Annotated in this window: 24 protein-coding genes; 5 read left to right on the top strand and 19 right to left on the bottom strand. The window is 71.2% G+C overall.

All coding sequences use genetic code 11. From position 1 onward, the window contains the following. Positions 1–47: 47 nt before the first annotated feature. On the top strand, positions 48–908 hold the full coding sequence (locus F1734_RS11940) for an HpcH/HpaI aldolase/citrate lyase family protein (RefSeq protein ID WP_017680559.1): 861 nt from the start codon (positions 48–50) through the stop codon (positions 906–908). 66 nt (positions 909–974) lie between these two features. Here F1734_RS11940 and F1734_RS11935 read toward each other — a convergent pair whose 3' ends face one another. From F1734_RS11935 to rpsB, 6 genes are all read right to left on the bottom strand, one after another. After that, a complete protein-coding gene (locus F1734_RS11935) occupies positions 975–1673 on the bottom strand; it encodes a class I SAM-dependent methyltransferase (protein WP_059174585.1) in 699 nt (232 codons plus the stop codon). A gap of 37 nt (positions 1674–1710) precedes the next feature. Next, on the bottom strand, positions 1711–2673 hold the full coding sequence (locus F1734_RS11930) for a phosphatidate cytidylyltransferase (RefSeq protein ID WP_010592738.1): 963 nt from the start codon (positions 2671–2673) through the stop codon (positions 1711–1713). A gap of 2 nt (positions 2674–2675) precedes the next feature. Then, positions 2676–3233 (bottom strand): ribosome recycling factor, encoded by a 558-nt coding sequence (gene frr, locus F1734_RS11925; protein WP_006937444.1) that lies wholly within the window; start codon positions 3231–3233, stop codon positions 2676–2678. A gap of 28 nt (positions 3234–3261) precedes the next feature. Next, entirely contained in the window at positions 3262–3990 is a 729-nt protein-coding gene (gene pyrH / locus F1734_RS11920) for a UMP kinase (protein WP_003939001.1), read from the bottom strand. A 161-nt stretch (positions 3991–4151) separates the two neighbouring features. Further along, positions 4152–4976, bottom strand: coding sequence for a translation elongation factor Ts (tsf, locus tag F1734_RS11915; RefSeq protein ID WP_010592739.1), 825 nt, complete (start codon positions 4974–4976; stop codon positions 4152–4154). A 159-nt stretch (positions 4977–5135) separates the two neighbouring features. Continuing rightward, positions 5136–5969, bottom strand: a complete 834-nt coding sequence (gene rpsB / locus F1734_RS11910) for a 30S ribosomal protein S2 (protein ID WP_003939003.1) — start codon at positions 5967–5969, stop codon at positions 5136–5138. A gap of 321 nt (positions 5970–6290) precedes the next feature. On the opposite strand from rpsB, the gene F1734_RS11905 reads away from it, so the two are divergent. Continuing rightward, a complete protein-coding gene (locus F1734_RS11905) occupies positions 6291–6839 on the top strand; it encodes a M23 family metallopeptidase (protein ID WP_203011719.1) in 549 nt (182 codons plus the stop codon). On the opposite strand, the gene F1734_RS11900 is transcribed toward F1734_RS11905, so the two are convergent. Continuing rightward, positions 6794–8050: a nucleotide-binding protein gene (locus F1734_RS11900; protein ID WP_017680557.1), complete on the bottom strand. Its 1257-nt coding sequence runs from the start codon at positions 8048–8050 to the stop codon at positions 6794–6796. The two genes, F1734_RS11905 and F1734_RS11900, sit on opposite strands and share 46 nt — an antisense overlap. 492 nt (positions 8051–8542) lie before the next feature. Then, the gene (locus F1734_RS11895; protein ID WP_017680556.1) at positions 8543–9469 is read right to left on the bottom strand and encodes a tyrosine recombinase XerC; all 927 of its coding nucleotides are present in this window, start codon (positions 9467–9469) and stop codon (positions 8543–8545) included. Between the two features lie 97 nt (positions 9470–9566). Here F1734_RS11895 and F1734_RS11890 point away from each other — a divergent pair, with 97 nt between their 5' ends. Further along, positions 9567–10727, top strand: a complete 1161-nt coding sequence (locus F1734_RS11890) for a multidrug effflux MFS transporter (protein WP_017680555.1) — start codon at positions 9567–9569, stop codon at positions 10725–10727. Positions 10728–10733: 6 nt separating this feature from the next. Here F1734_RS11890 and F1734_RS11885 read toward each other — a convergent pair whose 3' ends face one another. Next, positions 10734–11528: a siderophore-interacting protein gene (locus F1734_RS11885; RefSeq protein WP_010592745.1), complete on the bottom strand. Its 795-nt coding sequence runs from the start codon at positions 11526–11528 to the stop codon at positions 10734–10736. A 135-nt stretch (positions 11529–11663) separates the two neighbouring features. Here F1734_RS11885 and F1734_RS11880 point away from each other — a divergent pair, with 135 nt between their 5' ends. Further along, the gene (locus F1734_RS11880) at positions 11664–11900 is read left to right on the top strand and encodes a hypothetical protein (RefSeq protein WP_225222748.1); all 237 of its coding nucleotides are present in this window, start codon (positions 11664–11666) and stop codon (positions 11898–11900) included. A 3-nt stretch (positions 11901–11903) separates the two neighbouring features. On the opposite strand, the gene dprA is transcribed toward F1734_RS11880, so the two are convergent. From dprA to F1734_RS11835, 9 genes are all read right to left on the bottom strand, one after another. Further along, positions 11904–13031, bottom strand: a complete 1128-nt coding sequence (dprA, locus tag F1734_RS11875) for a DNA-processing protein DprA (RefSeq protein WP_010592747.1) — start codon at positions 13029–13031, stop codon at positions 11904–11906. Continuing rightward, positions 13028–14536 (bottom strand): YifB family Mg chelatase-like AAA ATPase, encoded by a 1509-nt coding sequence (locus F1734_RS11870; RefSeq protein WP_010592748.1) that lies wholly within the window; start codon positions 14534–14536, stop codon positions 13028–13030. Before F1734_RS11870 ends, dprA begins: the two co-directional genes overlap by 4 nt. After that, a complete protein-coding gene (locus F1734_RS11865; RefSeq protein WP_026137711.1) occupies positions 14536–14892 on the bottom strand; it encodes a YraN family protein in 357 nt (118 codons plus the stop codon). The genes F1734_RS11870 and F1734_RS11865 overlap by 1 nt, the downstream gene beginning before the upstream one ends. A 221-nt stretch (positions 14893–15113) precedes the next feature. Further along, complete coding sequence (locus F1734_RS11860) at positions 15114–15428, bottom strand: DUF2469 domain-containing protein (protein WP_003939014.1); 315 nt, start codon at positions 15426–15428, stop codon at positions 15114–15116. 37 nt (positions 15429–15465) lie between these two features. After that, a complete protein-coding gene (locus F1734_RS11855; RefSeq protein ID WP_059174765.1) occupies positions 15466–16164 on the bottom strand; it encodes a ribonuclease HII in 699 nt (232 codons plus the stop codon). Next, positions 16161–16919: a signal peptidase I gene (gene lepB / locus F1734_RS11850; RefSeq protein WP_017680550.1), complete on the bottom strand. Its 759-nt coding sequence runs from the start codon at positions 16917–16919 to the stop codon at positions 16161–16163. Before lepB ends, F1734_RS11855 begins: the two co-directional genes overlap by 4 nt. A gap of 108 nt (positions 16920–17027) precedes the next feature. Beyond that, positions 17028–17369, bottom strand: a complete 342-nt coding sequence (rplS, locus tag F1734_RS11845; RefSeq protein ID WP_003939017.1) for a 50S ribosomal protein L19 — start codon at positions 17367–17369, stop codon at positions 17028–17030. An 85-nt stretch (positions 17370–17454) separates the two neighbouring features. Further along, entirely contained in the window at positions 17455–18360 is a 906-nt protein-coding gene (locus F1734_RS11840; protein WP_026137709.1) for a hypothetical protein, read from the bottom strand. A gap of 146 nt (positions 18361–18506) precedes the next feature. Beyond that, positions 18507–20852 carry a Tex family protein gene (locus F1734_RS11835; protein WP_010592753.1) on the bottom strand — a complete coding sequence of 782 codons (2346 nt, stop codon included), beginning with the start codon at positions 20850–20852 and terminating at the stop codon, positions 18507–18509. A gap of 112 nt (positions 20853–20964) precedes the next feature. Between F1734_RS11835 and F1734_RS11830 the strand changes: the two genes are divergently transcribed. Then, positions 20965–21921 (top strand): hypothetical protein, encoded by a 957-nt coding sequence (locus F1734_RS11830; RefSeq protein WP_010592754.1) that lies wholly within the window; start codon positions 20965–20967, stop codon positions 21919–21921. A 7-nt stretch (positions 21922–21928) separates the two neighbouring features. On the opposite strand, the gene trmD is transcribed toward F1734_RS11830, so the two are convergent. After that, the gene (gene trmD, locus F1734_RS11825; protein ID WP_010592755.1) at positions 21929–22630 is read right to left on the bottom strand and encodes a tRNA (guanosine(37)-N1)-methyltransferase TrmD; all 702 of its coding nucleotides are present in this window, start codon (positions 22628–22630) and stop codon (positions 21929–21931) included. Between the last annotated feature and the right edge of the window lie 5 nt (positions 22631–22635).

The following is a 22635-nucleotide window of genomic DNA, read 5'->3' as shown; positions in this document are numbered from 1 at the left end:
GACAAGAGGGCACCCTGGAGACAAGACCTTCACCCGAGGAGCCTGACGTGACCGCCCACCTGGATGCCCCCGCCTCCGCCACCGTCGCACCCGAGCTCGCCCGATCCTGGCTGCTCGTTCCGGGCACCGCCCCGGAGCGCTTCGCGGCGGCTGCCGCGTCCGCAGCCGATGCCGTGATCCTCGACCTCGAGGACGCCGTGCCGGCGGCCGGCAAAGCCGCCGCACGGGGTCACGTCGTCGAATGGCTGCGCGGCGGTGGCCGTGCCTGGGTGCGGATCAACGACGCCACCACCGTGCACTGGGCCGACGATCTCGCCGCGCTCGCCGCGGTTCCCGGCCTGCAGGGCGTGATGCTCGCCAAGACCGAAAGCGGCCAGCAGGTCGACGCCACCGCCGCTCAGTTGCCGCCCGGAACCCGCATCCTCGTGCTCATCGAGTCGGCGGTGGGCCTCGAGGCCACGCCCGAGATCGCCCGCGCCGACGGGACGTTCCGGCTGGCTTTCGGCAGCGGCGACTTCCGCCGCGACACCGGAATGGACGACTCCCCGCTCGCGATGGCGTACCCGCGTTCCCGCCTGGTCGTGTCGAGCCGGGCGGCCCGCCTGCCCGGTCCCGTCGACGGACCGTCGCTGACCGACGACCCCGAGGTTCTCGAGCGGGAGGCGAAGCTGACCGCCTCCATGGGAATGACCGGGAAGCTGTGCATGACCCCGGCCCGGGCACCGTTCGCCAACGCCGCCCTGAGCCCCAGTTCCGACGAGGTCGGCTGGGCCCGCGACGTGATCGACACACTCGGGGAGGACGGCCGCGGTGTGCGCGACGGCAGTGACCTGCCCCGCCTGGCCAAGGCCAAGAGGATCAGCGAACTGGCCCGGGTGTTCCGCATCCGGGGCACCCACCACCGGTAGGTTCGCGGCCCCGGCAGGTCCGCAGCCCCCGGCAGGTCCGCAGCCCCCGGCAGGTTCGCGGCACGGTCAGGCGATCTCCAGTCCCCGGGGCTTGCGGCGCACGTGCAGCCGGTAGCGCACCGTGAGGGCGGTGCCTGCCGTGCCACGCACCGCACGCTCGGCAACCTGGGGGCCGAACTCGATGCCGAGTACGCGCTCGAGCGTGGCGCGGTCCGGGAAACGCCACTCCGTGTCGAGCCGGCGCAGGTCGAAACCTTGGGCGTCGAAGAACGATTCGACTGTGCGCGGGTCGTAGTGCGGCAGGTCCGCGCGCATCCATTCGCCGTACGGATGGGCGGTCGCGTCGAGATCGACGATCGCGAGGGCGCCGCCGGGCCGCAGCACGCGCATCGCCTCGGCGATACCTGCCCCGCACCCGGGACCGAAGAAGTACGCGGTACGGGCGTGCACGAGGTCCACGCTGCTGTCCGCGAGCGGCAGGTGCTCGGCCGAACCGGTCTGCACTCGCACGCCCGGCCCGCCCCGCGTCCGTCGCCGTGCCAGTTCCACCAGCGGCGGGTGCGGTTCGACACCGGTCACGGTGCGCGCCGCGGCCGCGAACATCGGCAGGTGGAAGCCGGTGCCGCAGCCCACGTCGACCACGTCCCGACCGGCCCAGTCGTATGCCTCGCGCAGCGCCGTGTACACGACGCCGTGGACGTCCTGGGCGCGGTTCTCTTCCTCGTAGACCTCCGGCCAGTGCCAGATGTTGGGGCTGGGCACCACCCCGTGCGTGTCGGACCGCTGCCTTCTCGTCACCGGCCTAGACGAAGGCCCCGAGGACGAGCCAGGTGACGAACGCGGACGGCAGGATGGAGTCCAGCCGATCCATGATCCCGCCGTGGCCGGGCAGCAGGGTGCCCATGTCCTTGATGCCGAGATCCCGTTTGACCTGCGACTCGATCAGGTCGCTCGCCGTGGCCGTGGCGGCGAGCACGACGCCGAGGAGCACACCGATCCACCAGGCGGCGTCGAGCAGCAGGGTCACCGTGAGCACACCGGCGACGGTGCAGGCGAGAACCGAGCCGCCGAAACCCTCCCAGGACTTCTTCGGGCTGATCGCGGGCGCCATCGGGTGCTTGCCGAACAGCACCCCGGACGCGTATCCGCCGACGTCGGATGCGACGCACACGATCATCAGGCAGAACACCCGGGCGGCACCGTCGTCCTCGAGGACCATCAGCGTCGCGAACGACGCGAGGAAAGGTACCCATGCCGCGGTGAAGACGGTGACCGCGGTGTCGCGCAGGTAGTTGCGGGGCCGGCCGCGCAGTCCGCGGTCGAACAGCCGCCACAGCATCGACACGACGGTGGTGCCGGCGAAGGCGCCGAGCACGCCGGTGGTGCCGTAGGGCCAGCCGAGCCAGATCATCGCCTGCCCCCCGACCAGGAGCGGGACCCGGGGAACCAGGACGTCCGCCTCACGCAGGCGCTTGGTGACCTCCCAGGTGGCGATCGCGATGGCCACCGCGACGACGAGGAGCCAGGCCTTGGGGGCGAACGCGAGCACGCCGATGACGAGGCCACCGAGCCCGGCGCCCACGCCCACGGCGGCGGGCAGGTTCCGGCCGGCGCGGGACGCCTTCTTCTCCGGCTCCGCGGCAGGGGTCGGATCGGGCCGGCCCGGCGGGACCTCGGTGCCCGCCTTCGCGGCGTCGGCCGCCGAGTCGGCGTCGGTGACGCCCAGGGGGAGCTGCGGATCGGACGACCCGGCGGCGGTACCCACGGTTAAACCTCCAGCAGCTCGGCTTCCTTGTGCTTGACCAGCTCGTCGATCTGCGCCACGTACTTCGCCGTGGTCTTGTCGAGCTCCTTCTCCGCGCGGGTGACGTCGTCCTCGCCGGCCTCGCCGTCCTTCTGGATGCGGTGCAGCTCCTCCATCGCCTTGCGTCGCACGTTGCGCACGGACACCTTGGCGTCCTCACCCTTGGCCTTGGCCTGCTTGACCAGCTCGCGGCGGCGTTCCTCGGTCAGCTGCGGGATGGAGATGCGGATCAGGGACCCGTCGTTGGTCGGATTGACCCCCAGGTCGGAGTTGCGAATCGCGGTCTCGATCGGGCCGAGCTGCGAGGCCTCGTAGGGTTTGACGACCACCATGCGCGCCTCGGGGACGTTGATGCTGGCCATCTGCGTGACCGGGGTGGGCGCGCCGTAGTAGTCGACGACGATCCTGGAGAACATGCCGGGGTTCGCGCGGCCGGTGCGGATGGATCCGAGATCGTCCTTGGCCACCGTGACGGCCTTTTCCATCTTCTCCTCGGCTTCGAAGAGAGCTTCATCGATCACGGCTGTTCCTCCATGTTCCGTTGTCCGTTCATGACCGTACGAGTGTTCCGATCTTCTCACCGGCGACAGCCCGAGCGATATTCCCCTCGGTGAGCAGGTTGAAGACCATGATCGGCATGTCGTTGTCCATGCAGAGACTGAAGGCGGTCGCATCCGCGACCTTGAGGCCCTTCTCGATGACCTCGCGGTGGGTGATCTCGGTGAACAGGGTCGCGTCGGCGTCGATCCGGGGGTCGGCCGAGTAGACCCCGTCGACAGCCTTGGCCATAAGGACCACCTCCGCGCCGATCTCGAGGGCGCGCTGCGCGGCGGTGGTGTCGGTGGAGAAGTACGGCATGCCCATGCCGGCACCGAAGATCACCACGCGGCCCTTCTCGAGATGCCGGCGGGCACGCAGCGGCAGGTACGGCTCGGCGACCTGCCCCATCGTGATAGCGGTCTGGACGCGGGTGTCCACGCCCTGCTTCTCCAGGAAATCCTGCAACGCAAGGGAATTCATTACCGTGCCGAGCATGCCCATGTAGTCGGAGCGAGCGCGGTCGAGACCGCGCTGCTGCAGTTCGGCGCCCCGGAAGAAGTTGCCGCCGCCGATGACCACGGCTACCTCCACCCCGGAGCGGACGACCTCGGCGATCTCCTCGGCGACGGTCGTCACCACGTCCGGGTCGAGACCGACCTTGCCCCCGCCGAACATCTCCCCACCGAGCTTGAGCAGCACCCGACGGAAACCGGGACGTTCCTGGGCGTGTTCGGACATGGTTCTCCTCGGGTCGAGCGGTGGGTCGGCCCTTTCATCCTGCCTCATCCGACCCCGTGGAACCGAGACGGGGGCGCGAGTGTCCGATCGGCCCGAAATCGGGTCGCCGACGCGCCTCGACCCCGCCGGCGAGCGCCGACGGGGTCGAGGAAACGAGAGGTCTAGCTGCCGCCGACCTCGAAACGCACGAAGCGCGACACGGTGGCACCGGCATCGTCGAGCAGCGCCTTGACGGTCTTCTTCGAGTCCGTCACCGAGGCCTGCTCGAGCAGCACGACGTCCTTGAAGAAGCCGTTGAGCCGGCCCTCGACGATCTTCGGCAGGGCGGCCTCCGGCTTGCCCTCGTTCTTGGCGGTCTCCTCCGCGATGCGGCGCTCGTTCTCGACCGTGTCGGCCGGAACCTCGTCGCGGGAGAGGTACTTCGCCTTCAGCGCGGCGACCTGCATCGCGGCGGCACGGGCGGCCTCTGCGGCGGCGTCACCCTCACCGGAGTACTCGACGAGCACGCCGACAGCCGGCGGCAGGTCGGACGCACGCTTGTGCAGGTACACCGCGACGGGGCCGTCGAAGACGGCGAGACGGCGCAGCTCGAGCTTCTCGCCGATCTTGGCGGAGAGCTCCTGCACGAGGGTGTCGACGGTCTTGCCGTCGACCTCGACGGCCTTGAGGGCCTCGAGGTCGGCCGGCTTGGCCTCGGCCGCAGCGGTGACGATCTTCTCGGCGAGAGCCTGGAACTCGTCGTTCTTGGCGACGAAGTCGGTCTCGGAGTTGAGCTCGATGAGCACGCCGTTCTTCGCGGCGACCAGGCCCTCGGCGGTGGAGCGCTCGGCGCGCTTGCCCACGTCCTTGGCGCCCTTGATGCGCAGCTGCTCGACGGCCTTGTCGAAGTCGCCGTCGTTGTCGGCGAGGGCGTTCTTGCACGCCAGCATTCCGGAGCCGGTGAGCTCACGCAGACGCTTGACGTCGGCGGCGGTGTAGTTCGCCATGGGAAGCGAGCCTCCTGTGTCTGTTGTGCGCGATGGGTGCTCGCGCGGAAGTTTCCTCTGATGCGGCTCGGTCGCGTGCGGGTGCACTGATGCGGCGCGGTCGCGTGCGACGGCCCCGACCATGATCTCAGGATCTACCGGTCAGGGCCGCGCATCGGATCAGGCTTCGGCGGAGGGCGCCGCGTCGGCGGCGGGGGCCTCGGCTTCGGCGGCCGGGGTGGCCTGCGCGAGCAGCTCCTGCTCCCACTCGGCGAGCGGCTCGCCGGCGCCGGCCTCCGGCTTGGCGTCCTTGTCGGCGCTCTGGCCGGCGCGGGCCTGCACGCCCTCGGCGACGGCGGAGGCGACGACCTTGGTCAGCAGCGCAGCCGAACGGATCGCATCGTCGTTGCCCGGGATCGGGTAGTCGACGACGTCGGGATCGCAGTTGGTGTCGAGGATCGCGACGACCGGGATGTTCAGCTTGCGGGCCTCGCCGACGGCGATGTGCTCCTTGTTGGTGTCGACGACCCAGATCGCCGACGGCACCTTGGCCATGTCGCGGATGCCACCGAGGGTGCGCTCGAGCTTGGTCTTCTCACGCGTGAGCATGAGGATTTCCTTCTTGGTGCGACCCTCGAACCCACCGGTCTGCTCCATCGACTCCAGCTCCTTCAGGCGCTGCAGGCGCTTGTGGACGGTGGAGAAGTTGGTGAGCATGCCGCCGAGCCAGCGCTGGTTCACGTAGGGCATCCCGACCCGGGTGGCCTCTTCCGCGATGGACTCCTGCGCCTGCTTCTTGGTGCCGACGAACAGCACGGTGCCACCGTGGGCGACCGTCTCCTTGATGAACTCGTACGCCTTGTCGATGTACGTCAGGGTCTGCTGCAGGTCGATGATGTAGATGCCGTTGCGGTCGGTGAAGATGAACCGCTTCATCTTCGGGTTCCAGCGACGGGTCTGGTGACCGAAGTGGGCGCCGCTGTCGAGCAGCTGCTTCATTGTTACGACAGCCATGGCTGTTCTCTCTTTCGGTTCGGTTGCCGCGGGAGATCGGGTGATCCCCGCCCTGGCGTCCGCATGCCCGTCGGACCCTTGCGGGACCGGCCGACGGCCAATTTCCGATGGCGCCCGGAGCACCGGGCGGCGATCAGCGCGCGGACGCGCGAAGTCGATCTGCGAACACAGACCGCTCGAACAGTGTACGGCCTTGCCCTGCGGGAACCACAACTGCCTGATCAGCGGGCCGGTTCGGACGATCTGTGGACGAATCGGAGGGTTGTCCACAATGCCGGGCAGACTCTGTCCGTCGCAGGCACCGCCCGGCACGCTGGGCGGATGAAGATCACCGGGATCGCCGTCCTGACCGCGCTCGCCACACTGGCGGGGTCGGTTCCCGCCGCGGCGTCTCCCCGCGAGTTCGGCTGGCCGCTGCAGCCACGGCCGGCGGTGGCCCGCCCCTTCGACGGTCCCGAGCACGACTGGCTTCCCGGGCACCGGGGCGCCGACCTCGCCGGCCGGCCCGGGCAGCCGGTGCTCGCCGCCGGTGCCGGCGTGGTGGTGTTCGCGGGGACCGTCGCCGGCAAACCCGTGGTCTCGGTGGAGCACGCCGGCGGGCTGCGCACCACCTACGAGCCGGTGACCGCGACGGTCACCGCCGGCCGGCGCGTGGAACGGGGGGACCCGCTCGGCACCCTCGAGCCGGGCCACGAGGGTTGCCCCGCGGTGGCCTGCCTGCACTGGGGAATGCGCCGAGGCCGCGACGACTACCTCGACCCGTTGCCGCTCGTGCGGTCGGTGATCCGTCTCGAGCCCGTGTCCGGGCGCGGCGGCGGGACCGCTCAGGCGCGCCCGCGGCTCGGCTCCGGGCCGCGGCCCGCGGCGTGACGTCCCGACACCGCGGCGAAGTCGTCGGCGACCATGGCGGCGAGTTCGAGGAAGGCGCGACGAGTGGCGGGCCGGAGCAGAGCGAGGTCGATCTCGGCCCCCTCGGCGAGGTGCTCGTCGAACGGCACCACCTGCACGGCCCGGCACCGCGCGAGGAAGTGGCCCGTCAGTGCCTGCATGTCGATGTTGGTGGCCCCGGGCCGGGCAGCGCTGATCACCACGACGGTGCGCTCGACGAGCGCCCCGAAACCGTGGTGCTGCAACCAGTCGAGCGTCGCGGCAGCGCTCCGGGCCCCGTCGATCGCCGGGGATGCGACGAGCACGAGCGCGTGGGCGAGATCGAGCACCCCCCGCATCGCCGAATGCATGATGCCCGTGCCGCAGTCGGTGAGGACGACGTTGTAGTACACCCGCAGGATGTCCACGACGCGGCGGTAGTCGTCCTCGCTGAACGCCTCGGACACGGCCGGGTCGCGTTCGCTCGCAAGCACCTCGAGACGGCTCGGCGCCTGCGACGTGTGCGCGCGGACGTCGGCGTAGCGGGAGATCCGCGGGGCCGCGGCGAGCAGGTCGCGCACCGTGGACTCGGTCTGCTGGGGCACTCGCTGCGCGAGCGTCCCGAAGTCGGGATTCGCGTCGACCGCGATCACGCAGTCCCCCCGCAACGAGGCGAACGTGGAGCCGAGACCGACGGTGGTCGTCGTCTTCCCGACACCGCCCTTGAGGGAGAGCACCGCGATCCGGTAGTCGCCGCTGATCGGCTGCCGGACCCGGTCCCGGAGCTCACGCCGGTACGCCTCGTCGGTCGATTCGCCGGGCGCGAGGATCCCGCCGGTGAGCCGGTGCACGCTGCGCCGCCAACCGGCTGCCGGAGAGCGCCGGGACCGCCGGACCAGGGCGCCGGAGGTCAGGTCCTGATCGGACGGCCGGGGCTCCGGCGCGCCGGACTCCACCGTGCCGGTTTCCCGGCGGTGTCCTGGGGTGGAATGCCCGGGAGGGGTCGACGACGTCGGGCGTTCGGGATCGTCCGCCGCTCGCAGGGGTGACCCGGCGGCGTCCGCGCCGGGCGTGGGTGGACGCGGTGCGGGCTCGGTGCGGTGATGTTCCCCCGGACCGTTCTGCCCCGCCGCCTCCTCCGGACCGGTCGCAGTCGCGGGCCCGGCCACCGCGGCGTCGGCGGGTTGTCCGGTGACAACCGGTTCCGGCACCACCGGTTCTGTTGTTGCGGCTTCGAGGGCGGGTTCCGGGTCCGCAGGTTCGGGCTCCCCAGGTTCGGGGTCCCCAGGTTCGGGGGTGACGGGTTCGGGGGTGACAGGTTCGACACGGGACGGTTCGGGAACCGCTGCATCGACGATCCGCGCTTCGGGCACAGATGCGGGACGTTCTCGAGGAGGCATGCCGAACGGGACCGACGGCACCGGATCCGGCAGACCCGTCGACCGGTCCACCTCGACGGGCGCGGGCCGGGACGGCGGATGTACAGGCTGCGCAGGCGGCTCCGGCTGCGCAGGCAGCTCCGGATGCGCAGGCAGCACGACCGCACGGTCGCCACCCCGTCGCCTTCCGCGGCGGCCGACCGGCGCCGGTTCGTCCCGAAGCCAGGCAGGCAGAGCGTGCGTCGACTCCTCGTGTCCCACAATTCCCCCCGGATTGCGCAGCAGATGCGGCGGCGACCGTACCAAACCTCGGGTTCGTCGCCCGAGTCACGCCCGCGGATGCGCCTGTTCGTGCGCCGCCCTCAGCCGCGCTACCGACACATGGGTGTAGAGCTGGGTCGTCGCGAGGCTCGCATGTCCGAGCAACTCCTGCACCACCCGCAGGTCGGCCCCGCCCTCGAGCAGATGGGTGGCGGCGCTGTGCCGCAGCCCGTGCGGCGCGAGGTCGGGCGCGCCGGGCACCGCGGCCACGTTCTCGTGCACCACGGAACGGACCTGGCGCGGGCCCAGCCGCCCGCCGCGTGCACCCAGCAGAAGTGCGGGCCCGGAGTCCGGGCGCGCGAGGGCGGGCCGTCCGCTGTGCAGCCACGCGTCGAGCGCAGTGGCGGCGGGCGCACCGTACGGCACGGTCCGCTCCCTGTTTCCCTTGCCGAGCACGCGCAGCGCCCGACGATCGGCATCGACGTCGTCGACGTCGAGCCCGCACAGCTCCCCGACCCGGATCCCCGTCGCGTACAGCAGCTCCAGCACGAGCCGGTCGCGCAGCGCCACCGGGTCCAGCTCGCGCGCACCGGCTTCCGCAGCCGCCATGACCTCGCATGCCTGGTCGGCCCGCAACACCGGCGGAAGGGTGCGATGGGTGCGGGCCGACACCAGCCGAGCCGCGGGATCGTGGTCGAGCCGGCCGGTACGGGCCAACCACGCGCAGAAGGTCCGGGCGGAGGAGGTGCGCCGCGCCAGGGTCGTACGGGCAGCGCCACCCGCGACCTGGTCGGCCAGCCAGGAGCGCAGCACCTCGAGGGTGAGGTCGTCGATCCGCGCATCCGGGTGGCCGGCCTCGAGGTGGGCGAGGAGGGTGCGGATGTCGGTCGTGTACGCGCGGATCGTGTGGGCAGACCGGCCGCCCTGCAGGTCGAGGTGCTCGACGAACTCCTCGAGGTGCACGGCGAGAGGCGGCGGCAGCGCGGTGTCCATGGCCGTCACCGTGCGCCGTGGGTACCGCCCACGCAACCGAACACGCCGATCGGGCCCACACTAAGGTTAGTTCGTGAGTAAAACGATTCCGTTGCCGATGCTGTTCGGTCTGGCACTGCTCTCCGCCACCGCACCGCTGGCCACCGACATGTATCTGCCGGGACTGCCGATCATGTCGGAGAGTCTCGGCACCAGCACGGTCGGCATCCAGCTCACGCTCACCACCTTCATGGCCGGCCTCGGCGTCGGGCAGCTCGTCGTGGGACCGCTCTCCGACGGGTGGGGCAGGCGTCGCCTGCTACTGGCGGGCACCGTCGTCCTCGCCCTGAGCAGCGCCCTGTGCGCGACGGCGCCGACAGTGGAGGTGCTCATCGCGGCGCGCCTGATCCAGGGCTTCAGCGGCGGCACGGGAATCGTGCTGGCGCGCGCGGTGATTGCGGATCGCTCCCGCGGCAACGAGGCCGCCCGCCTGTTCAGCATCATGATGATCATCGGCGGAGTGGCACCGATCGTCGCACCCCTGCTCGGCGGCGTCCTCCTCGGGCCGATCGGTTGGCGCGGCATCTTCTGGGTTCTGACGGGCCTCGCGGTGGTGATGGTCGTCGCGGTGCTCACGGTCGTTCCGGAGACACTGCCGCCCGAACGCCGCCACAGCGGGGGCCTGGCCACGCTCGCCCGCAACTTCGGCACGGTGATCGGCAATCGGCAGTTCGTGGGTTACGCCGCGACGTTCGCGCTCGGCTTCGGCGCCATGTTCTCGTACATCTCCGCGTCACCGTTCGTGGTCCAGGAGGTCCTGGGAATGACGCCGGGACAGTTCTCCCTGATCTTCGCCGTCAACTCGGTGGGCCTCGTCGCAGGCAACATCGTCAACACCCGGCTCATCGGCCGCTTCGAGGTGCGGAACCTGTTGCGGTACGGCGTAGCCCAGATGCTGGCCGCCGGAATCCTGCTGGTGCTCGCGGTCCTGGTCGCGGACACCGCCCGCTGGCTGGTGCTGCCCCTGCTGTTCCTCGTCGTCTCCAGCCTCGGCTTCGTCATGGGCAACGCGACGGCGCTGGCGCAGGGGCAGGTGCCGAAGACGGCGGGCACCGGTTCCGCGGTCATGGGCGCCTCGCAGTTCGGCCTGGCCGCCCTGGTGTCGCCGCTGGTCGGGCTCGGCGGGGAGGACACCGCGCTGCCGATGGCGCTGGCGATCGCGATCTCGGCCGCGCTGTCGATGACCGCACTGCTCACCCTCACCCGCGAACGCCCCTGAGCCCGCTCACCGCGCTTCGGCCGTGGCGAGTTCGCGCTTCCACTCCCGGAAGCCCTCCTCGCTGCGGCCGCGCCGCCAGTACCCGGAGATCGACGCGCGTGCCGCCGGAACCCCGCGGGTCTTGCGGACGTACGGCCGCAGGTACTGCATGACCGTCTCCGCTTCCCCGTGGATGAACACGTGCGGGTCTCCCGGCAGCCACTCCGCGCCGGTCACGGCCGAGACCAGGGGCGCGCTCGCGCCGGACAGGTCCGGCCCGGCATTTCCGGCAGCGGAGCCGCGGTGCAGCCAGGTGACCTCGACTCCGGCGGGCGCCGCGAGGGCGATTTCGTCGTCGGGGCCGGCCACCTCGAGGAACACCCGGCCCCGCGCATCCGGAGCCAGGGCTTCGAGCGCCGCGGCGACGGCCGGAATCGCGGTGTCGTCCCCGGCGAGCAGGTGCCAGTCGGCGTCCGGATCCGGACGGTAGGCGCCTCCCGGGCCACGGACCACGACGGTCTGCCCCGGCCGTACGGACGCCGCCCAGGGGCCGGCGACACCCTGATCGCCGTGGACGACGAAATCGATCGCGATCTGCCCGGCCTCCCGGTCCACAGCCCGCACCGTGTACGTACGCAGGACCGTCTCGCCGTCGGCCTCCAGCTCGAGTTTGACGTACGAATCCGTGTGCGGGCCGGGTTCGAACTCGTCGAACCCGGGACCGCCGAGGTACACCCGCACCAGGTGCGGGGTCAGGCGTTCGCTGCCCGTCACCGTCAGGGTCGTCGATCGCGGGGACTTCGGGGCCACGCCCACCTCCATATTTGCTCAGCCTTACCTAACCACTGCAGCGTACGCGTGCCGTTCGTCGGCGGCCACCGCCCCCCGCATCGACGCGACACCACCGGGATCGGCCGATCCGCCGACATCGCCCCGGAATTCCGCCATCGTTGCGGTATGCGAGAAACGATGAACACCGTCACGTCGCAGTACCTGACCAGCCTCGTCGGCGCCCTCGAGGAGACGGACCGCCGGCGCGAGGCGATCGGCGCACAGCTGGCCGAGCTCGAGTACGTCCTACTCCAGACCGGGGAGACCGAGCTCGCGGCCCAGGTGACCCGGGTGCTCGGCGACAAGTACTACAAGCCCATCCTGGCCAAAGCCGAGGAGCTACGCGGGCACGAGCAGTCCTGACGCTCACCCGCCGCCGCGCGCCCACCCGGCTGCCTCCCGCTGCACGTGTCCCTCGAGTTCGAGCAGCGGAAGCGCGGCCCGCACCCGCTCCGGGAGCAGCCCCGACGCCACCGACAGTTGCTGCACCGACACCGCACCCACCGCGGGCAGAGCTTCGTACACGGCCGCCATGTCGCCCGAGAGCCCGTCGAGCGCTCGCGCCCACCGCCCGTCACCGTCGTCGGCCACACCCATCGGGCCGACCTCCTCGACCACCTCGCGTGCGGTGCCCACCAGTCGCGCCTCCTGTTCCCGGATCATCCGATGACAGCCCTGCGACGCCGCCGACGTCACGGGCCCCGGAACCGCCAGTACCGGCCGTCCCAGCCGTCTCCCCCACGCCGCCGTGTTCCGCGCCCCGCTGCGCCAGCCCGCCTCCACCACCAGCACGCCCCCGCCCAGCGCCGCGACCAGTCGGTTGCGGGCCAGGAACCGGAACCGCGCCGGCAGCGTGCCGGGCGGATACTCGCTGACCACCGCCCCCTGCTCGGCGATCTGCCGCAACAACCCGGTGTGCGCTGCCGGATAGGCGCGGTCCACTCCGCACGCGAGCACCGCCATCGTCGCGCCACCGACCCCCAGGGCCGCCCGGTGCGCCGCCGCGTCGATCCCGAAGGCCGCCCCCGACAGCACCGCCCACCCGTCGGTCGCCAGGTCCCCGGCGATCTCCGCGGTCACGTTCTCGCCGTAGCCACTGGCCGCACGCGTGCCGACGACGGCAACGGACCGCTCCACCAGCTCGTCGATCCGCCGTCGCCCCAGCGCCCACAACGCCGGCGGCGCGGCATCGGCGTCCGCGCCGTCGAGACCGTCGAACGCGAGCAACTGCCACGCCGGCCACTCGTCGTCGTCGGGTGTGACCAGACGGCCGCCCAGCCGCTCCACCAGCTCGAGGTCCCTCGCCGCGGAGTCGAGATGGGCACGGGCGGCGGTACGCCTGCGGAGGGGACCGCCGATCGAACCGTCGCGCACCGCTGCCGCGACCACCTCCGGGCCGGCCTCCGCGATCGCGGCGTTCAGCATGCGCGACGCCCCCTGCGCCACGACCGACAGGTAGGCCCACGCCAGCCGGCGCGGATCCGTCGCGCTCACACCGTCCCCCGATCCCGGAAATCCAGAGCCGTCGCCACCTGCACTTCTCCCGGGGCGTCGAGCCCCGCGAGATCTGCCAGCGTCCACGCGACTCGCAACGCACGATCCGCGCCGCGCGCGGTGATCGCCCCCTTCCGCAGCGCCCACTCCACGGGCCCCAGCGCCGCGCGCGGCAGGCGGAACTTCTGCCGCAGCGCGGGACCCGGGACCTCGGCGTTGGTGCTCCATCCGTGCGCGTTCCAGCGGGCTGCCGCGGCGGCCCGGGCCCGGGCCACCCGGGCGCGAACATCCTCGGTGCTCTCCCCCGCCTCCCCCATGAGCGCGCCGGTCGCTACCGTCTCCATCCGAACCCGCAGGTCCACCCGGTCGAGCAGCGGGCCCGACAACCTTCCCAGGTAGCGGCGGCGCGCGGCGGGCGGGCACACGCAGTCGGCGTCGCGAGGCGGCGCACACGGGCACGGATTGGCGGCGAGAATCAGCTGGAAGCGCGCCGGATAGCGCGCGACGCCGTCGCGGCGGGCGATGCGCACCTCACCGTCCTCGAGCGGGGTCCTCAACGCCTCGAGCGCCTTGGTGCCCATCTCGGCGACCTCGTCCAGGAAGAGGACGCCCCGGTGGGCACGGCTGACCGCACCAGGCTTGGCCGTGCCGCTGCCCCCGCCGACGAGCGAGCTGACCGACGCGGTGTGGTGGGGAGCGATGAACGGCGGGTCGGTGACGAGCGGCTGATCCGCCGACAGCGTTCCGGCGACGGAGTGGATCGCGGTCACCTCGAGCGCCTGTTCCTCCGTCAACGCCGGCAACACCCCGGGAAGCCGCTGGGCGAGCATCGTCTTCCCGATGCCGGGCGGGCCGGTGAGCATCAGATGATGCGCACCGGCGGCCGCGATCTCGATGGCCCGTCGTGCCTCGTGCTGACCGACCACCTCGCTCATGTCCGCACGTCCCGGCCGCTCCCCCGGTGGACGGGGACCGGGTCGCTCGAGCGGTCCGTCGCCGCGCAGCCACAGCACCACCTCGGTGAGAGTGCCCGCCCCGTAGATGTCGATGCCGTCGACCAACCCGGCCTCGGGCATCGTCGCGGCCGGCACCACCACCCGCTCCCACCCGGCACGCTTGGCGGAGAGCACCGCCGGAAGGACTCCCCGCACCGACCGGACCCGGCCGTCGAGCGCCAGCTCCCCGAGCAGAATCGTCCGCGCAACCGACTCCGGTGGAATCGACTTGGCGGCGTTGAGCACGGCGCACGCGAGGGCGAGGTCGTAGACGCTGCCCACCTTCGGCAGCGTCGCCGGCGACAGGGCCAGCACCACCCGCGAATCCGGCCATTCGCCACCGGAATTCGTCACCGCCGCCCGGACTCGGTCCCGGGACTCCTGGAGCGCGGTGTCGGGCAGACCGACCATCTTCACTCCCGGCAGTCCGCGGCCGATGTCGGCCTCGATCTCCACGACCTGTCCGTCCACCCCCGTGACCGCCACCGAGTAGGCCTTCCCCAGCGCCATCAGAGCACCTGCCGGCGATGGGTGATCACGGGTGCGCCCCGGGATGGGAGCAGCACCGTGACCACATCGACCCGGATGCGCCGCCATCGTCGCTCGTGGCTGGAAAGCCACAGCGCGGCCAGCCGCCGGATGCGGTCCGCCTTCGCCGCGGTCACCGCCTCGGCCGGCGTGCCGTACCCGAGGCCGGTGCGGGTCTTGACCTCCACGAACACCACGGTGTCGCCGTCCTCGGCGATCAGATCGAGTTCGCCGTACCGGCTACGCCAGTTGCGCGCGAGCACCACCAAGCCCGCCGACTCGAGAAACTCGGCGGCCAGGTCCTCCCCCAGCGCCCCCACCTGCTGATTACGTCCCATCCCCGTCCCTCCCTGTGTGGCAACCACTGTGCAGCACAGGAGGGACGCCCGCGGCCCCCGCCGGTCCGGATCACGGAATCTGTGGATGAACTCGCCGGGTGTGGACAACTCCTGCCGACGGGGCGAGGCCGGGGAACGGCCCGTGGCCGAATGTCACACCGCTTCGATCGAATCGACTGAATGTGACATTCGGCCACGAAGGCGCGGATGGGGTGAGCCGGCTATCCCAGCTTGTCGGGCAGGCGCAGGTCCGGCTTGTCGAGCTCTTCGATGTTGACGTCCTTGAAGGTGATGACCCGGACGTGCTTGACGAAGCGGGCCGGACGGTACATGTCCCACACCCACGCGTCGGACATGCGCACTTCGAAGTACACCTCGCCGCCGGAGTTGTGCGGGAGCAGTTCGACCGCATTGGCGAGATAGAACCGTCGCTCGGTCTCCACGACGTACGCGAACTGACCGACGATGTCCCGGTACTCCCGGTACAGCGAGAGCTCCATCTCGGTTTCGTACTTCTCGAGATCCTCGGCACTCATCGGTCTCGGTGTCCTCCCGTTCTGGTGTGTCGATCCATCATCCCGCATCCGCCTCGTCGGAGCCGAATCGGCCGTGGCCGGAGTCGTCGCCGAGGAGGGCGGCGACGTTGGCGTATCGCAGGCGATGCTCCCGGCTGGGGCCGAGATCGCGCAGCGCCGCCATGTGCGCGGCGGTGCTGTAACCCTTGTGGACGGCGAAGCCGTAGCCGGGCAGCTCGCTGTCCAGGTCGACCATGATCCGGTCCCGGGTGACCTTGGCGAGCACGCTCGCCGCCGCGATGCAGGCCGCCGCGGCGTCCCCGCCGATGACCGGCAGCGACGGCGCCGGCAGGCCCGGGACCCGGAACCCGTCGGTGAGAACGTACCCGGGCGCGACGGACAGCCGCATCACCGCACGGCGCATGCCCTCGATGTTGGCCACGTGCACACCGATGGCGTCGATCTCGGCGGCCGGCACGATCACCACGCTCCACGCCACCGCGCGGCGTCGGATGATCGGGAACAGCTCCTCCCGGGTCTTCTCGGTGAGCTTCTTGGAGTCGTCGAGACGCGCGAGCGTCGGATGTGGTCGGGGATCGAGGATGCACGCGGCGACGACGAGCGGCCCGGCGCAGGCGCCGCGGCCTGCCTCGTCGACCCCCGCGACCGGCCCGAGCCCGCATCGCACGAGCGTCGACTCCATGGTGCGCAGGCCCGCAGACCTGCGGATCACAGCGCGCGGCGGCCACGGGGTCACGGTTGCTGGATCTCCGGGGAATCGATGGTGCCCCACCGCGAGGGCGGCAGGACGATGAACCGGGCCTTGCCGATGACGTTGTCGACCGGGATGGTGCCCTGGTTCTCGTCGGCGACGTGGTAGCGCGAGTCCGCGGAGTTGGAGCGGTTGTCCCCCATGACCCAGATGTGGCCGTCCGGCACGGAGACCGGACCGAAGCAGCGGCCCGAGCGCACCTCGGTCTCGCAGGTGACCACGCCGGGGGTGAACGGGAAGTCCATCTCGATGTACGGCTCGTCGAGGGGGCGGCCGTCGACGAGGACGCGGCCCTGGTCGTCGCAGCATTCGACGGTCTGCCCGCCGACGGCGATCACGCGCTTGACGAGGTCGTTCTCGTCGGGTGGGACGAGGCCGACGAGGGAACCCACCTCCTGCACGCCGCGGATCACGACGTTGTCGGAGCGGGTGGAGACGTATCCGGTGGACCAGGAGTCGGGGCCGCGGAAGACCACGACGTCGCCGGGCCGGGGATCGCCGAAGCGGTAGCCGATCTTCTCGACGACGATCCGGTCGCCGGTGCAGCCGGGGCAGCCGTGCAGGGTGGGCTCCATCGACTCCGAGGGAATGAGGTACACCCGCGCGACGAAGGTCTGGAGCAGGAAGCTCAGCACGAGCGCGACGAGGATCAGGACGGGCAGTTCCCGCAGGAACGACTTCTCCTTCTTGTCCTGTTTCCGATCGCGTCCAGGCGTGTCGTCGGTGCTGTGCTGCTGCATCTCCGGCACGGCCGGGTCTCGCGAGGAATCTGCCACCGAATCAGAGTAGCCCGGCCCGGAACGGATCCGGACCGGGCTACTCGGGGCCTGACGGTCAGCGCGTGACGATCAGCGCTTTTCCTTGATCTTGGCGGCCTTGCCGCGCAGCTCGCGCAGGTAGTACAGCTTGGCGCGGCGCACGTCACCACGGGTGACGACCTCGATCTTGGCGAGGTTGGGGCTGTGCACCGGGAAGGTCCGCTCGACGCCGACACCGAACGAGACCTTGCGCACGGTGAAGGTCTCGCGGATGCCACCGTTCTGGCGACGGATCACGACGCCCTTGAAGACCTGCACGCGCTCCTTGGAGCCCTCGATGACCTTGACGTGCACGTTCAGGGTGTCGCCGGCACGGAAGTCCGGAATGTCGTCGCGCAGGGACTTGGCGTCCAGGAAGTCCAGGGTGTTCATCGGTTGTCATCCTCGCTTGTTCGCATGAGCAGAGGAACCGAGCGGCATCCACCGGAAGGCGGTGCTCGACTGGTTCGTGCCCAGGTCAGGTATGCGTGCCCGAGCCGGGCAACCCGTCAATTGTGCCAGACGGTGCCGGGGTGGCGGAAATCGGCGGGGGTGCGGCGTGCACGGTGCGGGCCAGTTCGGCTTCGGCGGCGACGCGGGAGTGCTGGACGGCTCCCTGCACGGTGTCCATCGTCGGCTTGCCTGCCACGAGGTCCTGCACGAAGATCTTCGCCCGGATCACCGGGCGTCGGTAGCGCCGCTCGCGTTCGATCGCGCGGCGCATCTTGCGGGTCTTGCCGGTGTAGCGCCAGCGGGCCCAGGGTGCGCCGGGCCGCGACAGGCGCACCGCCCCGACCAGCAGCAGGGGGAAGACGAACAGACCGACCAGGCCCGTCCAGATCTTGCCCTTGGCCAGCACGACCGCCGCGAGGGCCAGATTTCCGACAGCGGAGAGGGCGATCAGGGTGCGGGTCACCCATGACGGGTCCTCCCGGAAGTTGGTGATGTCGGCGAATTCGAGGGGCTGCAGGCCGAGCAGCACCAGGCCGGTGACGGCGATCGCGACGAAGACCGCATCGACCGAGACGCGTCCCTCCTGCTCCCAGTACACGTCGTTGAGGTAGAAGATCAGGGCGAACTCGTCGAGCACGAGCGCGGTCCCGATGCCGAAGAGCGTGGCCAGGGCCGCCCCGGTGGTCTGCGTGCCGTCCTCGTAGACGGCGATGAGGGATCCGCCCGCGATCACCATGGTGACGACGCCGAACACCACGTGGTGCACGTGGTGGCCGCCGGGGGTGACGTTGCCGGGCCACCAGCGCACCTGGGCGCGGATCATGCGGACGCTGAACCGGATGAACAGGAACGCGAGGAGAAATCCGAGCAGGAAGAACAGCAGTGGCAGGCGCCCGCGGTCGATGATCTCGCGTTGCAGCCACTCGGTCACGGCCGTCACGGCGCGATCGCCCTCGGGACTTCGTCGGCGGGGCGGGGCGGGTCCTTCGGCGCGCGGCCGGTCGTCACCGTGGGCTGCATGCTCCCGAGGATGTCAGGAACCGGGCCGCGCCGGTAGTCGGCGCGGCCCGGCGGCGTCTACTTGCCGAATCCGGCGCGCCGCAACGCGTCCGCCATCGAGCCGGCGGCCGGCGGGGCGTCCTGGCGACGGTCCCCGCGGTGACCACCCTGCCCCTGCCCGCCCTGACGCTTGCCCTGCTGCCGGCCACCCGGCCGGCGTCCGCCCCGGTCCTGCGGACCGCGCGAGTCGCCGCCGCCGGACGGGGCGCCAGCGGGGATCTCGTCGTCGAGGCGCAGCGTCAGGCCGATCCGCTGCCGCGGCACGTCCACATCGAGCACCTTGACCTTGACCACCTCGCCGGACTTGACGACGTCGCGCGGGTCCTTGACGAAGCTGCGGGACATCGCGGACACGTGCACGAGACCGTCCTGGTGCACCCCGACGTCGACGAACGCCCCGAACGCCGCGACGTTGGTGACCACGCCCTCGAGCACCATGCCGGGTTTCAGGTCGGCGACCTTCTCGACGCCGGCGGCGAACGTCGCGGTCTTGAACTCCGGGCGCGGGTCGCGGCCCGGCTTCTCGAGTTCGGCGATGATGTCGGTGACCGTGGGCAGACCGAAGCGGTCGTCGACGAAGTCCTCCGCGCGCAGGCGCCGCAGCACTGCGGTGTTGCCGACCAGCTCGCGCACGCCGCCGCCCGCGGTGTCGACGATGCGCCGCACGACCGGGTACGCCTCGGGGTGCACGCTCGACGCGTCGAGCGGATCGTCGCCGTTCGGGATGCGCAGGAAGCCGGCACACTGCTCGAACGCCTTCGGGCCGAGGCGCGGCACCGCGGTGAGGTCCTTGCGGGTGCGGAACGGCCCGTTCCCGTCGCGGTGGGCGACGATGCTCTCGGCGAGGGACGACGTGATGCCCGACACCCGGGCCAGGAGCGGCACCGACGCGGTGTTGACGTCCACACCGACGGCGTTGACCGCGTCCTCGACGACCGTGCCGAGGGAGCGGGCGAGCAGCGTCTCGGACACGTCGTGCTGGTACTGGCCGACGCCGATCGACTTGGGATCGATCTTGACGAGTTCGGCGAGCGGGTCCTGCAGGCGCCGGGCGATGGACACGGCACCGCGGATCGACACGTCGAGGTCCGGCAGTTCCTTCGAGGCGTACGCCGACGCCGAGTATACGGACGCGCCGGCCTCGGACACCACGATCTTGGTCAGGTTCGTGGCGCCGGACTTCGCGATCAGTTCGGTGGCGAGGGCATCGGTCTCGCGGGAGGCGGTGCCGTTCCCGATCGCGATCAGTTCCACACCGTGCTGCGCGACGAGCCGCGCCAGGGTGGCCAGGGCCTGGTCCCGCTTGTTGTGCGGCTGGTGCGGATAGATCGTGTCGTGCGCGACGACCTTGCCGGTGGCGTCGACGACGGCGACCTTGGTGCCGGTGCGGAAACCGGGGTCGAGTCCCATCGTCGGCCGGGTGCCGGCGGGGGCGGCGAGCAGCAGGTCGCGCAGGTTCGCGGCGAACACGTCCACGGCGTCCTTCTCGGCGGACTGCCGCAGCCGCATGCGGATGTCGAGGGCGAGGGAGACGAGCAGTTTGGTGCGCCACGCCCAGCGGACGGTGTCGAGGAGCCACTTGTCGGCGGCCCGGCCCTCGTCGGCGATGCCGAAGCGGGTGGCGATGCGGCCTTCGTAGTAGGTGCGCTGCCCGGGCTCGGGTTCCTCGGAGTCCGGTTCGAGCGACAGGCTCAGCACCTCCTCCTTCTCGCCGCGCAGCGCCGCCAGGATGCGATGCGAGGGCAGGTCGGGGAAGGGCTCGGAGAACTCGAAGTAGTCGGCGAACTTGGCACCCTCGGTTTCCTTGCCGGGACGCACGGTGGACTTCAGCTGGCCGCGGGTCCACATCGCCTCGCGCAGCTCGCCGACGAGGTCGGCGTCCTCGGCGAAGCGTTCGACGAGGATGGCGCGGGCGCCGTCGAGCTGTTCGGCGCTGTACTGCGCGGGGTCGGTGGTGGGGTCGCCGAGGAGGGCGTCGGCGACGGGCTCGTGACCGGCCTCCCGCGCGATCTGCGCCTTGGTGCGGCGCTTCGGCTTGAACGGCAGGTAGATGTCCTCGAGCCGGGCCTTGGTGTCGGCGAGCAGGATCTGCGTGCGCAGCTCGTCGTCCAGCTTGCCCTGGGATTCGACGGACTCGAGCACCGCCGTGCGGCGCTCGTCGAGTTCACGCAGGTATCGCAGGCGTTCTTCGAGCTGCCGGAGCTGGGCGTCGTCGAGCCCGCCGGTGACCTCCTTGCGGTAACGGGCGATGAACGGCACCGTCGCGCCGCCGTCGAGCAGGTCGACCGCCGCGGCGACCTGACCTTCCCGGACGGCGAGTTCCTCGGCGATGCGCTGATTCACGGTCTTGAGAGCGGTCGTCACAGCGGTCGACCCTACCGCTATCCTTCCTCCGCCCTCGGTGACGCGGAGGGGCGTGCGCGTCTCCTCGACGGTGGGACGAGTTCGTCGGACAATCGACAACAGGAGGGTGGATATGTCCCGGGTGCGCGGCGGACGCTGGGCGATGCTGGCGCTGTCGTTGCTGACCGCAGCGACGGTGGGGGCGTGCGGCCCGGAGCCGGTCGGGTCGCCGGTCGCCCTGCCGTCCGCCGGCGTCGAGTCCCCCGGTCCGCTCGAACCACTCGGTTCGCTGCCCGATCGGATGACGGCCGCGGCGGCGACCGCGGCCGGGCGCGGCGCCGACGTCACGATCGCCGCGCTCGACCGGCGGACCGGGCTCCGGGTCGTCGGCGGCGTCGACACACCCGTCGAGACCGCGTCGGTGGCCAAGCTGTTCATCGCCGACGACCTGCTGTACCGGGCGGCGACGGGCGAGTTGCCGCTCGGCGGCAGCGACTACGACCGGATCACCGCGATGCTCGAGTCGTCGGACGATTCGGCGGCGAACGACCTGTGGTTCCGGCACGGCGACTCGGAGATCGTCGAGCGTACCGCCGCGCGGCACGCGCTCACCGGCACCGTCGCGCCGGCGGACGGGCTGTGGTGGAACACCGTCACCACCGCGTCGGACCTGCTCACCTGGTACGCGGATCTGCTCGACGGCACGGGCGGGCTCGACGAGTGGGGCCGGGCGACGATCCTGGGGCACCTGCGTGCCGCCGGCCCCGTCGGCGCCGACGGGTACGACCAGCGATTCGGGTTGCCGGACGGGCTGAGCGACACCACCGGGCTCGGCGTCAAGCAGGGTTGGATGTGCTGCCTGGACGGGCGCTGGATCCATCTGTCCACGGGGTTCGTCGGGGACGACGAGCGGTACGTGCTGGTAGTGCTCTCCCGCGAACTCGTGCACTACGACGCGGACGACGACCGGTGGACCGATCTGCCGGACACGGCGCTGTTCGATGCGACCGGGGATGCGAGCGCGCAGCACGCGCGGGAGACGGTGACCGAGGTGGTCCGCACGGTGTTCGGCAGCGCCGGGACGCACTGAGCGTGGGTCAGTCGGCGAGCAGGTCGGGTCGGCGTTCGCGGGTGCGCTCGAGCGCCTGTTCCCGCCGCCACGCGGCCACCTTGGCGTGGTCCCCGGACAGCAGTACCGGCGGCACGTCGAGGCCGCGCCAGCTGACGGGGCGGGTGTAGCTGGGGCCCTCGAGCAGCCCGTCGGAGAACGAGTCCTCCTGGTGGGACTGCTGATTGCCGAGGACGCCGGGCAGCAGCCGCACGACGGCCTCGGTCATGACGAGGACGGCGACCTCGCCGCCGATGAGCACGTAGTCGCCGATGCTGACCTCTTCGACGCGTACCCGGCGCGCGGCGTCGTCGAAGACGCGCTGGTCGATGCCTTCGTAGCGGCCGCAGGCGAATACGATGCGCTTCTCGCCGGCCCAGCGTTGCGCGGTGGCCTGGTCGAACGGCACACCGGCCGGGGTGGGGACGACGAGCAGCACGTCGGGGTCGGGTTCGCCGTCGGGCCCGGCGAGGACGTCGTCGAGGGCGGGCCCCCACACCGTGGGTTTCATGACCATGCCCGGTCCCCCGCCGTACGGGGCGTCGTCGACGGCCTTGTGCACGTCGTGGGTCCAGTCCCGCAGGTTGTGGATCCCCACGGAGACGAGTCCCTTGCCGATCGCCTTGCCGAGCAGCGCGACGCGCAGCGGCTCGAGGTATTCGGGGAAGATGGTGACGACGTCGAAACGCACGGGAG

Source organism: Rhodococcus ruber, assembly GCF_016804345.1.
In the GTDB taxonomy this organism is placed as follows: domain Bacteria; phylum Actinomycetota; class Actinomycetes; order Mycobacteriales; family Mycobacteriaceae; genus Rhodococcus; species Rhodococcus ruber.
The sequence above is the reverse complement of the archived record's forward strand: the minus strand, read 5'-3'. Positions and strand labels throughout refer to the sequence as shown.